The organism is Streptomyces ardesiacus, from assembly GCF_003112575.1.
GTDB classification, from domain to species: Bacteria; Actinomycetota; Actinomycetes; order Streptomycetales; family Streptomycetaceae; genus Streptomyces; species Streptomyces ardesiacus.
In genome coordinates, this window is sequence record NZ_BEWC01000001.1 from 17,398 (window position 1) to 32,991 (window position 15,594).

Below are 15,594 nucleotides of genomic sequence, written 5' to 3' on the forward strand. Positions count from 1 at the left end.
CCGATTCCGGAGGAGAACAGGGGGGGCGGTTGAGCCCCTCCGTTCATACGAATCTACAAGATGCCCGCCCTGGCCAGCCAACTCCTTCATGGTTTCTGCGACTGACCCCGGTGGAGCGCACGACGGTCTACTGAGGCCGTCGTCGTTCCGCACGAACAGAACGCGACGCCCCCCTCCCCCTGGAGGGACGGGTTCTCACGGCTCGCGCCGTGAGGCCTCCCGCTTCGTCGCCGACCGCCCGCCCGGAGTCCCCGTTGAGGTACCGCACCAGCTCCACAGGCCCGCACCGCCCGTCCGGCGGCCGGAAGGCGGCCGTCCGGGACGCGACGCACGAAGACCCTCCGGGCGGCGCACGGAACGTCACACACTCCGCGCCGCCCGGAGCACCGGCCGGGTACCGCTCCGCTCGCGGTACGTGAAGCGCCAGGAGAACCGCCCGTGCCGCCGGCACGAGCAGTACCACCGGAAGCACCAGTACCACCGGAAGCACCAGTACCACCACACATGCGTTCGCCTCGGGCCGTCCCCCGGGTCGTGCATATCCCAAATCCCGCGGCCGCCCCAGCGGCCGGCCGGGTGCACCTATGAACCTTGGGAGACGGCCCCATGACCCAGCAGTCAGTGGAGCCCGAGACCACCGCCGAAGACGCGGGCGCGGGCTCCCGCGTTCCCGGCGGACGGTCTTGGCTCGACCGGTACTTTCACATATCCCACCGGGGATCCACGGTCGCGCGTGAGGTGCGCGGCGGCATCACCACCTTCATGGCGATGGCCTACATCGTCCTCCTCAACCCCGTGATCCTGTCCGGCAAGGACGCGGCGGGGGACACCCTGGGCCAGAAGGCCCTGATCACCGCCACGGCACTCGCCGCGGCGGTCACCACGCTCCTGATGGGCTTCGTCGGCAAGGTGCCGCTCGCCCTGGCCGCCGGGCTCTCGGTGTCCGGGGTGATCGCCGGGCAGGTCGTCCCGCAGATGACCTGGCCGCAGGCCATGGGCATGTGCGTGATGTACGGCGTGGTGATCATGCTGCTCGTGGTCACCGGGCTGCGCGAGATGATCATGAACGCGATCCCGCTCGCCCTCAAGCACGGCATCACCATGGGCATCGGCCTGTTCATCGCCATCATCGGCCTGGTCAAGGGCGGCTTCGTCCACCCGGGCGAGGCGACCCCGCTCACCCTCGGCCCGGCCGGAGAACTCGCCGGCTGGCCCGTCCTGCTCTTCGCGGGCACCCTGCTGCTGATCTTCATGCTCCAGGCCCGCAACCTGCCCGGCGCCATCCTGATCGGCATCGTCACCGGCACGATCGTGGCGGCGATCCTGAACGCCACCGGGGTCATCGACCCCAAGCAGTGGGCCAACGGCGCCCCGGAACTGCACGGCAGCGCGGTCTCCATGCCGGACTTCTCGCTCTTCGGCAGCCTGGAGTTCGGCGGCTGGGGCGAGGTCGGCGCGATGACCGTCGGCATGATCGTCTTCACGCTGGTGCTCGCCGGGTTCTTCGACGCGATGGCCACCATCATCGGCGTCGGCACCGAGGCGAAGCTCGCCGACGACAAGGGCCGGATGCCGGGCCTGTCGAAGGCGCTGTTCATCGACGGCGCCGGCGGTGCCATCGGCGGTGTGGCGGGCGGCTCCGGCCAGACCGTCTTCGTCGAGTCCGCGACCGGCGTCGGCGAGGGGGCGCGCACCGGGCTCTCCTCGGTCGTCACCGGCCTGTTCTTCGCGGCCTGCCTCTTCTTCACGCCGATCACCGCGATCGTGCCCCAGGAGGTCGCCTCGGCCGCCCTGGTGGTCATCGGCGCGATGATGATGATGAACGCCCGGCACGTGGACTGGGCCGACCGGGCCACCGCGATCCCGGTCTTCCTGACCGTCGTCCTGATGCCGTTCACGTACTCCATCACGGCCGGTGTCGCCGCCGGCGTCATCTCCTACGTCGCCATCAAGGTCGCGCAGGGCAAGGCCCGGGAGATCGGCGCGTTCATGTGGGGCCTGACGGTGATCTTCCTCGTCTACTTCGCGCTCAACCCGATCGAGAGCTGGATGGGCGTGCACTAGCCGCGCCGAGGGGAACCCCGCACGTACCCGTCGTGCGGAGGAGGACCGGAAGATGCTGGACATCGCCGAAGAGCTGCACCGGTGGGTCGAGCAGGGCCGCGACTTCGCCCTGGCCACCGTGGTGGCCGTCGGCGGCAGCGCGCCCCGGCCGGCCGGCGCCGCCCTCGCGGTGGACGCCGACGGCACGGTGGTCGGTTCGGTCTCCGGCGGGTGCGTGGAGGCAGCCGTGTACGAGCTGTGCCGGCAGGCGCTCCAGGACGGCGACACCGTCCTGGAGCGCTTCGGGTACAGCGACGAGGACGCCTTCGCCGTGGGTCTGACCTGCGGCGGGGTCATCGACGTCCTGGTCGCCCCGGTACCGGCGGCGGCCCCCGCCCGTCCGGCCCTGGCCGCGGTCCTCGCCGCCGCCGCGCGCGGGGGGACGGCGGCGGTGGCACGGATCGTGAGCGGCCCGGCGGAGCTGCTGGGCCGCGCGCTGGCCGTCGGGGCGGACGGCTCCCGCACCGGCGGCCTCGGCGGCGGTCCCGAGCTGGACCGCACGGCGGCCGCGGAGGCGAGGGCGTTCCTGGCCGCCGGTCGCACCGGCACCCTGCGGATCGGTGAACGGGGCTCGCGCTGCGGAGCGCCGCTCACCCTGCTGATCGAGTCCGCCGTCCCCGCACCCCGCATGATCGTCTTCGGCGCGATCGACTTCGCCTCGGCGCTGGCGCGGATCGGCGCTTTCCTCGGCTACCACGTGACGGTGTGCGACGCGCGCCCCGTCTTCGTCACCCGGGCCCGCTTCCCGGACGCGGACGAGATCGTCGCCGAGTGGCCCCACGAGTACCTGGCGCGCACCGCCGTCGACGCCCGTACGGTGCTGTGCGTCCTGACCCACGACGCCAAGTTCGACGTCCCGCTGCTCCGCCTGGCGCTGCGCCTGCCGGTGGCGTACGTCGGCGCGATGGGCTCCCGCCGCACCCACCTGGACCGCGAGGCCCGGCTGCGCGAGGCCGGCGTGAGCGACCTGGAGCTGTCCCGCCTCAGGTCACCGATCGGCCTCGATCTCGGCGCCCGCACCCCCGAGGAGACGGCCCTGTCCATCGCCGCCGAGATCGTCGCGACCCGCCACGGCGGCACGGGCACCTCCCTGACCGGTGCCCGCACCCCCATCCACCACGACGTCCCGGCCGCACCGGCGCGGCGCGGCGGGGCGGTGGCGTAGGGCCGTCCCCGTGCTCGGCGGCCGGCGGCTCTGCCGAGCCGGTCTCAGTCCCGGCCGGGGACCCGCCTGTCCAGGGACACCTCCGCCACGACCGGACGGTGGTCCGAGGCGGTGGGCTCCTGGGGGACCGCGACGTCGTGCACGCGTACGCCCTCGCCCACGGCCACGTAGTCGATCCGCTTCGCGGGGGCCTCGGCCGGATACGTGTCCGGGGACCCCGCTCCCGCGTCGCGCAGTTCCTTCCACAGCGGGGCCAGCTCGGGGGCGGAGGGCCCGGCGTTGAAGTCGCCCAGCAGGAACTGGCGGGCGCCGGGCAGCTCCGCCCGCTCACGGGCCATGATCCGCCGGGTGTCGGCGACCTGGGCCTCGCGCACCGCCGGGTCCGCCCGGTAGTCGAGGTGGGTCACGAACACCTGCACCGGCACGCCGCGGACCTTGAGCGTGACCTCGCCGAACCCGGGCGCGGGGGCCGGCACCGGGTTCTCGTCCTGCGTGGACAGGCGGGTGATCTCGTGGTTGGCCGCGGAGCGGACCGGGAAGCGCGACAGCACCGCCACGCCGTACTCGCGCCGGGGTTCGCCGGCCGTCACCGGGTCGAGGCTGTAGATCGGCGCGAACGACACCCGCATGCCGAGCCGCCGCGCCAGCTCCCCGGCCATGTCGAGCCCCTGGCTGCGGGCGCCCCAGTGCACGTCGACCTCCTGGAGGCCGATCACGTCCGCGTCGAGGGCGCGCAGCACCGCCGCCTGCCGGTCGAGGTCGAAGACGCCGTCCGACCCCGCCCCGGCGTGGACGTTGTAGGTGGCGACGCGCAGCGGGACCGGGCGGCCCCGGTCGGCGGCCCAGGCGGGCGGTGCCGCCACGGCTGCGGTCAACAGGGCTCCGGCGAGGGACAGTTGGATGAGGGTGCGCGCTCTGGGAGACATGTCGGCACGGTACGCGGGAAACGGGGGCCGCGAGGCGTGCGGCGCGTTCTCGTCCCTGTGCCGTGCCCGGCTCGCAACCCGTCGTTCACGGGTGCCGCAGCAGGTGGTCGACGGTGCGGCCGAAGACGAGGCGCCCCGAGCGGGCGAGGACGCCGTCGAGGAGGGAGGGGAGGAGCGGGACGTCCAGCTCCTCGCGCCATCCGACCCGCGCCCCGCCGCCGGGTGCGGGACGGACGTCGAGCTCCGCCCAGCCCCGGACCACCCGGCCGCGCTTGTCCATCCGGCACCGGCCGGGGGTGTCCCCGTACGGCGGCTGCCAGACGGTCACCTCCATCGGATCGTCGAAGGCGAGCGGTCCGGCACCCGTGCGGGCCACGACCAGCGTGCCCCGGTGGGTGGGGCCGGGCGGGGCGGCGGTGACCCGGGTCAGCGGCACGGTGTCCCCGTGCCGCTCCCAGCGGGTGAGCCGGCGCCAGGCCTTGTCCGGGGCGAGCGGGACGGTGCGGTTCAGGGAGAAGGTGGCCACGGGGCGATCGTGGCACGCCGGACGGGTCCTAGCGGTAGACCTTGCCCGGCTCGGCCTTGCCGGGGGCCAGCAGCTGGGGCACCGTCACGAAGACGTAGCCGCGCTTCTTGAGCGCGTCGACGATGCCGGGCACGGCGGGCACGGTGCCGTCGTAGATGTCGTGCAGCAGGATGATGCCGTCCCGCGAGGACTGGTCCAGGACGCGTTCGGTGATCAGGTCGGAGTCGTCGGTCTGGTAGTCCTTGGCGGTCACGCTCCACAGCACCTCCGACAGGCCCAGCTCGCGGCAGATGCCGTGCACGGTGTCGTCGGTGCGGCCCTGCGGCGGGCGCATCAGGGTGGGGCGCTTGCCGGTCAGGCGCTCTATCTCCTTGTTCGGGCGCTCGAGCTCCTCGCGTATCTCGTCCGGCTTCGCGTCGGTGAGGATCTTGTGCGTCCAGGTGTGGCTGGCCACCTCGTGGCCCTCGTCGGCCATGCGCCTGACAAGTTCGGGATAGGTGTCGATGTGGCGCTTGCCGAGCAGGAAGAAGGTCGCCGGGACGTGCTTCTCCTTGAGTATGTCGAGCAGCCGGGACGAGTTCTCGCTCGGTCCGGCGTCGAAGGTGAGCGCGATGCACTTGGCGTGCGCGCAGTCGACGGTGCCGAGTCCGCCCGTGCGGGCCTGCTGGGTGCCGGCGGCGTTGCGGACGGAGCTGGGGGAGGTGGTCTCCAGCTTCGTGCAGCCGCTCAGCGAGAGGGTCAGCGAGGCCGCGGCGGCGAAAGTCGCGAGTACGCGGAACCCGGTCCCCGTTTTTGTCATCTTGCTGGTCAGCGAAGGCATGCGGGGACTATACGCTGCGTGTATATATGCAGTTTATAGCACCCCCTCGAACCGGTGTTCGGGGTAGGGATGGTAGGCGCGGGGTTACTCAGCCGGCACGCACGTGACGGCGAGAGTGAGGAGGACCCCGTGAGCGAGACCACCGTGAACGCGCGCGTCTGGCGCCGGGCCCTGGTGACCGGCGGAGCCGGGTTCGTGGGATCCCACCTGTGCGGCCGGCTGCTCGACGCCGGCACCGACGTCGTCTGCCTCGACAACCTGGCCACCGGCTCCCGCGCCAACGTGGCCGAGCTGGAGCGGCGGCGCGGATTCCGGTTCGTCCGGGCCGACGCGACCGATCCGGTGGCCCTGCGCGGCCTGCCCGGCCGGTTCGACCTCGTCCTGCACTTCGCCTGCCCCGCCTCGCCCGCCGACTACCTCCGGCTGCCCCTGGAGACCCTCGACGTCGGCAGCACCGGCACCCGCAACGCCCTGGAACGCGCCCGCGCCGACGGCGCCCGCTTCCTGCTCGCCTCCACCTCCGAGGTCTACGGCGACCCGCTGGAGCACCCGCAGCGCGAGACGTACTGGGGCAACGTCAACCCGGTCGGCCCGCGCAGCGTCTACGACGAGTCCAAGCGCTTCGCCGAGGCCCTGGTCACGGCGCACCGCCAGGTGCACGGCACCGACGCCGCCATCGTCCGCATCTTCAACACCTACGGCCCCCGCATGCGCACCGGCGACGGCCGGGCCGTGCCCACCTTCATCGCGCAGGCGCTGGACGGCATGCCGCTCACCGTCGCGGGCGACGGCGGCCAGACCCGCTCCCTGTGCTACGTCGACGACACCGTCACCGGCGTCCTGGCCCTCGCCGCGTCCGGGGAGAACGGGCCGATGAACATCGGCGGCGCCGACGAGATCACCATGCTCGAGCTGGCCCGCCGGGTCGTCGAACTCACCGGCTCCGGCTCCCGCATCCGCTTCGTCGAACGCCCGGTCGACGACCCCGGCCGGCGCAGGCCGGACACCACCCTGGCCCGCGAGCGGCTGGGCTGGCGGCCGAGCGTGAGCTGGGACGAGGGGCTGGAGCGGACCATCGGCTGGTTCGCGCACGCCGTCGCCGCCTGACGCGGACCCCGGACGACGGACCCCGGACGACGGACCCCGGACGGCGGCCTCAGACGGTCACATACGGTGACACGTCCGCTTTCCTCCGGAAGTGACCTGTCTCCAAGTGTTTGAGGCAACCGCCCCGCGGCACCCGCGACGCCGAGAGAGGAGCCCGCCCCATGCGCATCCTTGGTATCAACGCCCTGTTCCACGACCCGGCCGCCGCCCTCGTCGTCGACGGCCGTACCGTCGCGGCCGCCGAGGAGGAGCGGTTCAGCCGGCGCAAGCACGGCAAGCGCCCGGTGCCGTTCTCCGCCTGGGAGGTCCCGGAGCTGTCGGCGCGGTGGTGCCTGGAGCACGCCGGGGTGCGGCCGGGGGAACTGGACGCCGTCGCGTACTCCTTCGACCCCAAGCTGGCCCGGCCCGCCCGCGACCTCGGACTGGACGACCCCTGGGACCCGCTGCGGCTCGCCTACGCGCGCCGCGCCCCCGAGTTCCTCGCCGAGGCGCTGCCGGGACTCCACCCCGACCAGGTCGTCTTCGTCCCCCACCACGTGGCGCACGCCGCCTCCGCCGGACCGGCCTCGCCCCACCCCGACAACGACGTCCTCGTCCTCGACGGCCGCGGCGAGTCCGCCTCCCACCTGGCCGGCCGCTACCGCGACGGCAAGCTCGACGTCCTCGCCACCCAGGCCCTGCCGCACTCGCTCGGTCTGGTCTACGAGGAACTGACCGAGCACCTCGGCTTCCTGCGCAGCAGCGACGAGTACAAGGTGATGGCCCTCGCCTCCTACGGAAGGCCCCGCTTCCTGGAGCGGCTGCGCGAGCACGTCCACGCGACCGGCGACGGCGGCTTCCGCGCCCACGGCGTCGACTGGGCCGCCCTCGCCCCGCCGCGCGCCAAGGGCGAGGACTGGACGCGGGACCACGCCGACCTCGCCGCCAGCACCCAGGCCGTCCTGGAGGAACTCCTCCTCGAACTCGTCCACTGGCTGCACCGCGAGGCCGGCGGCGAGGCCCTGACCATGGCCGGCGGCGTCGCCCTCAACTGCGTCGCCAACTCGAAGATCGCCGCCCGCGGCCCGTACCGGCACGTGTGGGTGCAGCCCGCCGCGGGCGACGCCGGCACCGCCCTGGGCGGCGCCCTGCACGTGGCCGCCGCCCAGGAGGGCGCCGCGCCCGAGCCGATGCCCGGCGCCGACCTCGGCCGCGGCTGGAGCGACGACGAGATCCGCGCCTGGCTGGAGACGGCGGCGATCCCCTACGAGGAGCCGGACGACATCGCCGAGACGGTCGCCGAGGAGCTGGCCCGCGACGGCGTCGTCGCCTGGTTCCAGGGCCGCAGCGAGTTCGGGCCGCGCGCCCTCGGCCACCGCTCCCTGATGGCCCACCCCGGCCGCGCGGAGAACCTGGAACGCCTCAACCACGTCAAGGGCCGCGAGGAGTTCCGTCCCGTCGCGCCCATGGTGCTCGCCGAGCGCGCCGCAGACATCTTCACCGGGCCGGTCCCCAGCCCGTACATGCTCTTCGTGCACGACGTCGACCCCGCCTGGCGCGAGCGCATCCCGGCCGTCGTCCACGTCGACGGCACCGCCCGCATCCAGACCGTCGAGGAACGCCGCGAACCCCTCGTCGCCCGGATGCTCGCCGCCTTCGAACGCCGCACCGGGCTCCCCGTCGTCGTCAACACCAGCCTCAACACCGCCGGGCGGCCCATGGTCGACGACCCGCGCGACGCGCTGGAGTGCTTCGGCTCGGCCCCCGTGGACCTGCTCGCCATCGGCCCCTTCGCGGTGCGCCGGGGACGGGCGTTCGCATGAGCACCGCCCCCGGGACCGGCGGAACCAGGACGGGCTACGCCGTCGTCGTCCCCACCCTCGTACGCGACACGCTCGCCGACTGCCTGGCCGCGCTGGTCGCCGCGCACGGCCCGGACCCCGACGAGATCGTCCTGGTCGACGACCGGCCGGACTCCGACGCCGACCCCGGCGCGCTGGAACACGCGCTGACCGTCCTCGGCGACCTGCGCGAGCGCACGGTGGTGCTGCGCAGCGGGGGCCGGGGCCCCGCCGCCGCCCGCAACATCGGTGTCCGGGCGGTCACCTCGCCCTGGACCGCGTTCCTCGACGACGACGTCCAGGTCGGCCCGCACTGGTGCGACCAGCTGATCCAGGACCTCGCCGAGGCGGCCCCCGACACCGGCGCCGTACAGGGCGTGATCGCCGTACCGCTGCCCGGCGAGCGCCGTCCCACGGACTGGGAGCGAGGCACCGCCGGACTCGCGCAGGCCCGCTGGATCACCGCCGACATGGCCTACCGCACCGACGTGCTCAAGCAGGTCGGCGGCTTCGACGAACGCTTCACCCGCGCCTTCCGCGAGGACGCCGACCTCGCGCTGCGCGTCCTGGACGCGGGCTGGCGCATCCGGCGGGGCCGCCGCACCACCCGCCACCCGGTCCGCCCCGCCGGACGCTGGGTCTCCCTGAAGCAGCAGCGCGGCAACGCCGACGACGCCCTGATGCGGCGGCTGCACGGCCCCGGCTGGTGGGCCAAGGCGGTCGCGCCCCGGGGCCGCATCCGGCGCCACGCGGCGACCACCGCCGCCGGTGCCGCGGCCCTCGCCCTCGCGGCGGCCGGACGCCCCCGGGCCGCCGCCCTCGCCGGAGCCGGCTGGGCCGCGGGCACCGCCGAGTTCGCCTGGGCCCGCATCGCGCCCGGCCCGCGCACCCGGCACGAGGTCACCACCATGCTGGTCACCAGCGTGCTCATCCCGCCCGCCGCGACCTGGCACCGGCTCGCGGGACTGTGGCGCCACCGCGCCGCCCCCGCCTGGCGGGAGGTGGCCGCATGAGCGCCGCCGGCCGTGCCGTGCGAGCCGTCCTCTTCGACCGCGACGGCACCCTCGTCCACGACGTCCCCTACAACGGCGACCCGGACCTGGTCCGGCCCGTCGCCGGCGCCCGCGAGGCGGTGGCGCTGCTGCGCGAGAACGGCGTCCGCGTCGGCGTCGTCACCAACCAGTCCGGCGTGGCCCGCGGCCTGATCAGCGACGACGACGTACGGCGCGTCAACCGCCGCATCGACGACCTGATCGGCCCCTTCGACGTCTGGGCGGTCTGCCCGCACGGTCCCGACGACGGCTGCCACTGCCGCAAGCCGCAGCCCGGCATGGTCCTGTGGGCCGCCGGACGCGTCTGCGCCGCGCCCGCCTCCTGCGTCGTCGTCGGCGACATCGGCGCGGACATGGAGGCCGCCGAGCGCGCCGGCGCCCACGGCATCCTCGTCCCCAACGACCGCACCCGCCCCGAGGAGAGGACCGCCGCGCCCCACGTCGCCCCGGACCTCCTGACCGCCGTACGGGCGGTCCTCGACGGTCCGCCGGACCTCCCCGTCCGCCCGGGAGGGGGCGGGAGCAGCGCCGACCGCGTGGTCGCCGACCGCGCCGCGGGCGGCCCGGCGGCCCCCGGCGCCGGTGCCGGCGGGCACGGCGGGCACGGCGGGCACGGTGCGGACGGTGCGGACGGCGGGGGCGGGGTCGGCGCCGTCGTCGGCGGCGGCGGGGGGCGGCCGCTCGCCGCACCCGGCGGGGGCCCGGCGGGGGCCCCGGACCCCGCGCACGGCCCGGACCGGAGCGGGGCCGCCGACGCGTCGGACACCTCGCGCCCCGTGCCCCCCGGCGGGGCGGCGCGGACGCGGGGCGGCGGCGACAGGCGAGGGAGGCCGGCATGAGGGCGCTCGTCACCCGGCTCGACAGCTTCGGCGACGTCCTGCTCGCCGGCCCCGCCGTACGGGCCGTCGCCGCCCGGGCCGACCACGTCACCATGGTCTGCGGGGCACGCGGCGCGCCCGCCGCCCGGCTGCTGCCCGGCGTCGACGAGGTGCTGGTGTGGGAGGCGCCCTGGGGCGGATTCGCGCCGCCCGACGTCAGCCGCGAGGACATCGACGCGCTCGTGGAACGCATCGACGCCGACACCGCGCTGGTCCTCACCTCCTTCCACCAGTCCCCGCTGCCCACCGCCCTGGTGCTGCGCCTGGCCGGCGTCCGGTACATCGCCGCGGACAGCGTGGACTACCCCGGCTCCCTCCTCGACCTGCGCCACCGGCGCGCCCCGCACGCCCACGAGGCCGAGGCCGCGCTCGACCTCGCCGAGGCGGCCGGGTTCCCCCGCCCCGACGACGGGCGGCTGCGCGTGCGCACGCCGCCGCCCGCCGACGCCCTCACCGGCCCCGGTCCCTACGTCGTCCTGCACCCCGGCGCCAGCGTCCCCGCCCGCGCCTGGAGCCCCGAGCGCGCCGCCGAGGCCGTACGCGAACTCGCCGCCGCCGGACACCGCGTCCTGGTCACCGGCGGAGGCGACGAGCGCGACCTCACCGCGTACGTCGCCGGCCGGCACGGCACCGACCTCGGCGGCCGCACCGACGCCCCCGCACTGGCCGGCGTCCTCGCGGGCGCCGCCGTCGTCGTCACCGGCAACACGGCGCCCGCCCACCTCGCCGCGGCCGTCGGCACCCCCGTCGTCTCCCTGTTCGCCCCCGTCGTACCCGCCGAGCGCTGGCGGCCCTACGGCGTCCCCTACGTCCTGCTGGGCGACCAGGACGCGCCCTGCGCCGGGAGCAGGGCCCGGGACTGCCCGGTCGCCGGGCACCCCTGCCTGAACACCGTCACCGCCACCGACGTGGCCACCGCCGTCGAGAAGCTGATGGGGGAGACATGAGGATCCTGATCTGGCACGTGCACGGGTCGTGGACCACCGCCTTCGTACAGGGCCCCCACACGTACCTCGTCCCCGTCACCCCCGACCGCGGACCCGACGGCCTCGGCCGCGCCCGCACCTGGGACTGGCCCCACTCCGTCGTGGAAGTACCGCCCGAGCGGCTGCGCGAGGAGGACGTCGACCTCGTGATCCTCCAGCGCCCGCACGAACTCGCCCTCGTGGACCGGTGGCTGGGACGGCGTCCCCCGCTGGTCTACCTGGAGCACAACGCCCCCGACGGCGACGTGCCCCGCACCCGCCACCCGGCCGCGGACATCCCCGGCGTCACCCTCGTCCACGTCACCCACTTCAACCGGCTGATGTGGGACGCGGGTCCGGCGGACACGGCCGTCGTCGAGCACGGCATCGTCGACCCCGGCCACCGCTGGACCGGCGAGCTGGAACGCGCCGCCGTCGTCGTCAACGAGCCCGTCCGGCGCGGGCGCACGACCGGCACCGACCTGCTCCCCGTCTTCTCCCGCGCCGCCCCGCTCGACGTGTTCGGCATGCGCACCGAGGGCCTGGCCGAGCACCTCGGTCTCGCCCCCGCGCGCTGCCGCACGCGGGACGTCCCCCAGAGCGACCTGCACACCGAGATGGCCCGCCGCCGCGTCTACGTCCACCCCGTCCGCTGGACCTCGCTCGGCCTGTCCCTGCTGGAGGCCATGCACCTGGGCATGCCCGTGGTGGCCCTCGCCACCACCGAGGTCGCCGAGGCCGTGCCCCCGGGCGCCGGAGTGGTCTCCAACCGCATCGACGTACTGACCGACGCCGTACGCGACTTCCTCGCCGACCCGCTGCACGCGCGGACGGTCGGCGACGGAGCCCGTGCGGCGGCCCTCGCCCACTACGGGCTGTCCCGCTTCCTGGACGACTGGGAGCGGCTGCTCAAGGAGGTGACCCGATGAGGATCGCCATGGTCTCCGAGCACGCGAGCCCGCTGGCCGCGCTCGGCGGCGTCGACGCCGGTGGACAGAACGTCTACGTGGCCCGTCTCACCGAGGAGTTGGCGGGACGCGGCCACGACGTCACGGTCTACACCCGCCGCGACGCCGCGGACCTGCCCGACCGGGTGCCCCTGCCCGGCGGCGCGGTCGTCGAGCACGTGCCGGCCGGGCCGCCCGTGCGGCTCCCCAAGGACGAACTCTTCCCGCACATGCCCGCCTTCGGCGCCCACCTGGCCCGCGCCTGGGCCCGCGAACGGCCCGACGTCGTGCACGCCCACTTCTGGATGTCCGGCACGGCCTCCCGGATCGGCGTGCGGCCGCACGGCATCCCGCTCGTCCAGACCTTCCACGCCCTCGGCACCGTCAAGCGCCGCCACCAGGGCATGCGGGACACCAGCCCCTACGAGCGCATCGGCATCGAACGGCAGCTCGGCCGCGACTGCGCACGGGTCCTGGCCACCTGCACCGACGAGGTGGTCGAACTCGGCGACATGGGCGTCCCGCCCCGCCAGGTCTCCGTCGTGCCCTGCGGCGTGGACGCAGAGCACTTCCACCCCGCCGCCGACACCGGCCGCACGCCCGAACGGCGCCTGCCGCACCGGCTGCTCGCCTGCGGGCGGCTCGTCCCCCGCAAGGGCTACGACCTGGCGATCCGTGCCCTCGCCCACGTCCCCGGCACCGAACTCCTCATCGCCGGGGGCCCGCCCGCCGGCGCCGTGGAGGCCGAACCCGAGGCCCGGCGCCTGACCGGCATCGCCCGCCGCGCCGGCGTCGCCGACCGCGTCCGGCTGCTCGGCGCCGTCGACCCGGACGACATGCCCGCCCTCCTGCGCAGCTCCGACCTGGTGCTGTGCACCCCGGTGTACGAGCCGTTCGGCATCGTGCCGCTGGAGGCCATGGCGTGCGGCGTGCCCGTCCTCGCCACCGATGTCGGCGGCCACCGCGACTCCGTCGCCGACGGCGTCACCGGCCGTCTGGTCGCCCCGCAGGACCCCGAGGCCGTCGCGGAGGCCGCCCGTGCGCTCCTCGCCGACGAGCGGCTGCGCCGCCAGTACGGCAGGAACGGCCGCGTACGCGTTCTGCGGCACTACACCTGGGCCCGCGTCGCCGACGGCGCGGAGCAGGTCTACCGCCTGACCCGGTCCGAACACGCGCTGTCGACGGAGGTGGCGTCATGACCGTGCACCCGCCCGTGGCCGGGCACTGCGACGAACTCCAGGCGGCACTGACGGCGTTCCGCGCCTCCGCGCACGTCACCCAGCGCTGGGGCGAACGGCTCGCGGCCGTGCTGGGCGGCGGCGGCCGGCTGCTCGCCGCGGGCAACGGCGGCAGCGCCGCCCAGGCCCAGCACCTGACCGCCGAACTCGTCGGCCGCTACCGTGACGACCGCCCGCCGTTCTCCGCGATCGCCCTGCACGCGGACACCTCCTCCACCACCGCCATCGCCAACGACTACGGCGTCGACGAGGTGTTCGCCCGCCAGGTGCGCGCCCACGGCCGCCGGGGCGACGTCCTGATGCTGCTGTCCACCTCCGGCGCCAGCGCCAACCTGCTCTCCGCGGCCGACGCCGCCCGCTCGGCCGGCGTACGGGTGTGGGCGCTCACCGGCTGCGCCCCCAACCCCCTCATGGCGGGCAGCGACGAGTCCCTGTGCGTCGACGCGCCCGCGACGGCCACCGTCCAGGAGATCCACCTGGTCGCCGTCCACATGATCTGCGCGGCCTTCGACGTGGCCCTGGAGCGCGGGGCGCGCGGCGCACGGACCGCGCGCGGTGCCGGGCGCGCGGCCCAGCGGAAGCGGAGGTGAGGGGAGACATGGCTGCCAAGGCTGACAGGAGGACCCCGCTGGTCGTGGTCGGCGACGCGCTGCTCGACCGGGACCTGAGCGGCTCCGCCGACCGGCTCGCACCGGACGCGCCGGTCCCGGTCGTCTCGGAGTGCGCCGAGCGGATCCGCCCCGGCGGCGCCGCCCTCGCCGCGTACCTCGCCGCCCGCGACGGCCGCGAGGTCACGCTGATCACCGGCGTCGGCGACGACCCGGCCGGCCGCGCCCTGCGTGAACTGCTCGACCCCTGGCTGACCCTGGTCCCCCTGCCGCTGACCGGCACGGTGCCGGAGAAGACCCGCGTCCTCGCCCAGGACCGTCCCGTCGTCCGCCTCGACCGGGGCGGCGGCCGGGTCCGCGCGGCCACCGACGAGGCCCGCGACGCGCTGCGCTCCGCCCGGGCCGTGCTGGTCTCCGACTACGGCCGGGGCGCGGCGGACGCCCTGCGCGACGTGCTCGCCGCGCGCCCGCCGCTGGTCTGGGACCCCCACCCGCGCGGGGGGCCGCCGGTCCCCGGTACCCGCCTGGTGACGCCGGCCGAGAAGGAGGCCCACGCGCTCGCACCGTCCCCGGACCAACCGGGCGGCGGCCTGCGCGCCGCCGCCCTCGCCGCCGCCGCCCTCGTACGGGACTGGCGGGCGGCCGCGGTGGCCGTGACCCTCGGCCCGCGCGGCGCGCTCCTGTCGTACGGCGAGCACCCGCTCCTCGTCCCGGCGCCCGCCGCCCACCACGGCGACGCCTGCGGCGCCGGGGACCGGTTCGCGGCCACCGCGGCCGGACTGCTCGCCGACGGGGCGCTGGTGGGGGAGGCCGTCGAGGGCGCCGTGGGCGCCGCCACGGCCTTCGTCGCCGCGGGCGGCGCCGCCGCCGTGCCCCCGGCCGACTCCGGCCAGGCCCCCGCCTCGCCGCCCGACACCGACGACCCCGGCGCCCTGGCCGCCCGGGTCCGCGCCGGACACGGCACCGTCGTCGCCGCCGGCGGCTGCTTCGACCTCCTGCACGCCGGACACGTGGGCCTCCTCCAGGCCGCCCGGCGGCTCGGCGACTGCCTGGTCGTGTGCGTCAACTCCGACGCCTCCGTCCGGCGCCGCAAGGGCGGGGGCCGCCCCGTCAACCCCCTCGCCGACCGCGTCCGCGTCCTGCGCGCCCTCGCCTGCGTCGACGCCGTCGCCGTCTTCGACGAGGACACCCCCGAACGCCTCCTCGGCGACCTGCGCCCCGACGTCTGGGTCAAGGGCGGCGACTACGCCGGCGCCGACCTCCCCGAGGCCGCGCTCCTCCAGGAGTGGGGAGGCCAGGCCGTCCTCCTCCCCTACCTCGACGGCCGCTCCTCCTCCGCCCTCCTGGCCCGCGCGGCGGAAGGGGCCCGATGAGCCCCGGCCCCCGGGCACACCCCCGCGCCCCGCTCGCCCCGCCCTCCGCGCCACGGCACCCCCACG

General features: G+C 75.6%; 13 protein-coding genes and 1 pseudogene. 11 read left to right on the forward strand and 3 right to left on the reverse strand.

Going from position 1 to position 15,594, the window contains the following annotated elements:
* Window positions 1-606 precede the first annotated feature (606 nt).
* Both Sdi02f_RS00090 and Sdi02f_RS00095 read left to right on the forward strand, forming a co-directional pair.
* A complete protein-coding gene (locus Sdi02f_RS00090) occupies window positions 607-2,064 on the forward strand; it encodes an NCS2 family permease (protein ID WP_030403383.1) in 1,458 nt (485 codons plus the stop codon).
* Between the two features lie 52 nt (window positions 2,065-2,116).
* Entirely contained in the window at window positions 2,117-3,268 is a 1,152-nt protein-coding gene (locus tag Sdi02f_RS00095) for an XdhC family protein (protein ID WP_053639353.1), read from the forward strand.
* A gap of 44 nt (window positions 3,269-3,312) precedes the next feature.
* On the opposite strand, the gene Sdi02f_RS00100 is transcribed toward Sdi02f_RS00095, so the two are convergent.
* From Sdi02f_RS00100 to Sdi02f_RS00110, 3 genes are all read right to left on the reverse strand, one after another.
* On the reverse strand, window positions 3,313-4,194 hold the full coding sequence (locus tag Sdi02f_RS00100) for an endonuclease/exonuclease/phosphatase family protein (protein WP_030403385.1): 882 nt from the start codon (window positions 4,192-4,194) through the stop codon (window positions 3,313-3,315).
* Between the two features lie 85 nt (window positions 4,195-4,279).
* Window positions 4,280-4,720 (reverse strand): SRPBCC family protein, encoded by a 441-nt coding sequence (locus Sdi02f_RS00105; RefSeq protein WP_108932462.1) that lies wholly within the window; start codon window positions 4,718-4,720, stop codon window positions 4,280-4,282.
* A 28-nt stretch (window positions 4,721-4,748) separates the two neighbouring features.
* Window positions 4,749-5,540 (reverse strand): polysaccharide deacetylase family protein, encoded by a 792-nt coding sequence (locus Sdi02f_RS00110; RefSeq protein ID WP_245962117.1) that lies wholly within the window; start codon window positions 5,538-5,540, stop codon window positions 4,749-4,751.
* A gap of 144 nt (window positions 5,541-5,684) precedes the next feature.
* On the opposite strand from Sdi02f_RS00110, the gene Sdi02f_RS00115 reads away from it, so the two are divergent.
* From Sdi02f_RS00115 to rfaE2, 9 genes and pseudogenes are all read left to right on the forward strand, one after another.
* Window positions 5,685-6,647: an NAD-dependent epimerase/dehydratase family protein gene (locus Sdi02f_RS00115; RefSeq protein ID WP_031085315.1), complete on the forward strand. Its 963-nt coding sequence runs from the start codon at window positions 5,685-5,687 to the stop codon at window positions 6,645-6,647.
* A gap of 161 nt (window positions 6,648-6,808) precedes the next feature.
* Complete coding sequence (locus Sdi02f_RS00120) at window positions 6,809-8,449, forward strand: carbamoyltransferase family protein (RefSeq protein WP_030403389.1); 1,641 nt, start codon at window positions 6,809-6,811, stop codon at window positions 8,447-8,449.
* Entirely contained in the window at window positions 8,446-9,480 is a 1,035-nt protein-coding gene (locus Sdi02f_RS00125) for a glycosyltransferase (RefSeq protein WP_108932463.1), read from the forward strand. The genes Sdi02f_RS00120 and Sdi02f_RS00125 overlap by 4 nt, the downstream gene beginning before the upstream one ends.
* Window positions 9,477-10,010, forward strand: a pseudogene (locus Sdi02f_RS35780) (D-glycero-alpha-D-manno-heptose-1,7-bisphosphate 7-phosphatase); the annotation flags it as partial. The gene Sdi02f_RS00125 and the pseudogene Sdi02f_RS35780, both read left to right, overlap by 4 nt.
* 344 nt (window positions 10,011-10,354) lie before the next feature.
* Window positions 10,355-11,344, forward strand: coding sequence for a glycosyltransferase family 9 protein (locus tag Sdi02f_RS00135; protein WP_030403392.1), 990 nt, complete (start codon window positions 10,355-10,357; stop codon window positions 11,342-11,344).
* Window positions 11,341-12,291, forward strand: coding sequence for a glycosyltransferase (locus tag Sdi02f_RS00140; protein ID WP_030403393.1), 951 nt, complete (start codon window positions 11,341-11,343; stop codon window positions 12,289-12,291). Before Sdi02f_RS00135 ends, Sdi02f_RS00140 begins: the two co-directional genes overlap by 4 nt.
* Window positions 12,288-13,508 carry a glycosyltransferase gene (locus Sdi02f_RS00145; RefSeq protein ID WP_108932465.1) on the forward strand — a complete coding sequence of 407 codons (1,221 nt, stop codon included), beginning with the start codon at window positions 12,288-12,290 and terminating at the stop codon, window positions 13,506-13,508. The genes Sdi02f_RS00140 and Sdi02f_RS00145 overlap by 4 nt, the downstream gene beginning before the upstream one ends.
* Complete coding sequence (locus Sdi02f_RS00150; RefSeq protein ID WP_108932466.1) at window positions 13,505-14,137, forward strand: D-sedoheptulose-7-phosphate isomerase; 633 nt, start codon at window positions 13,505-13,507, stop codon at window positions 14,135-14,137. The genes Sdi02f_RS00145 and Sdi02f_RS00150 overlap by 4 nt, the downstream gene beginning before the upstream one ends.
* An 8-nt stretch (window positions 14,138-14,145) precedes the next feature.
* Window positions 14,146-15,528 (forward strand): D-glycero-beta-D-manno-heptose 1-phosphate adenylyltransferase, encoded by a 1,383-nt coding sequence (gene rfaE2 / locus Sdi02f_RS00155; protein WP_167458129.1) that lies wholly within the window; start codon window positions 14,146-14,148, stop codon window positions 15,526-15,528.
* Window positions 15,529-15,594: the final 66 nt, after the last annotated feature.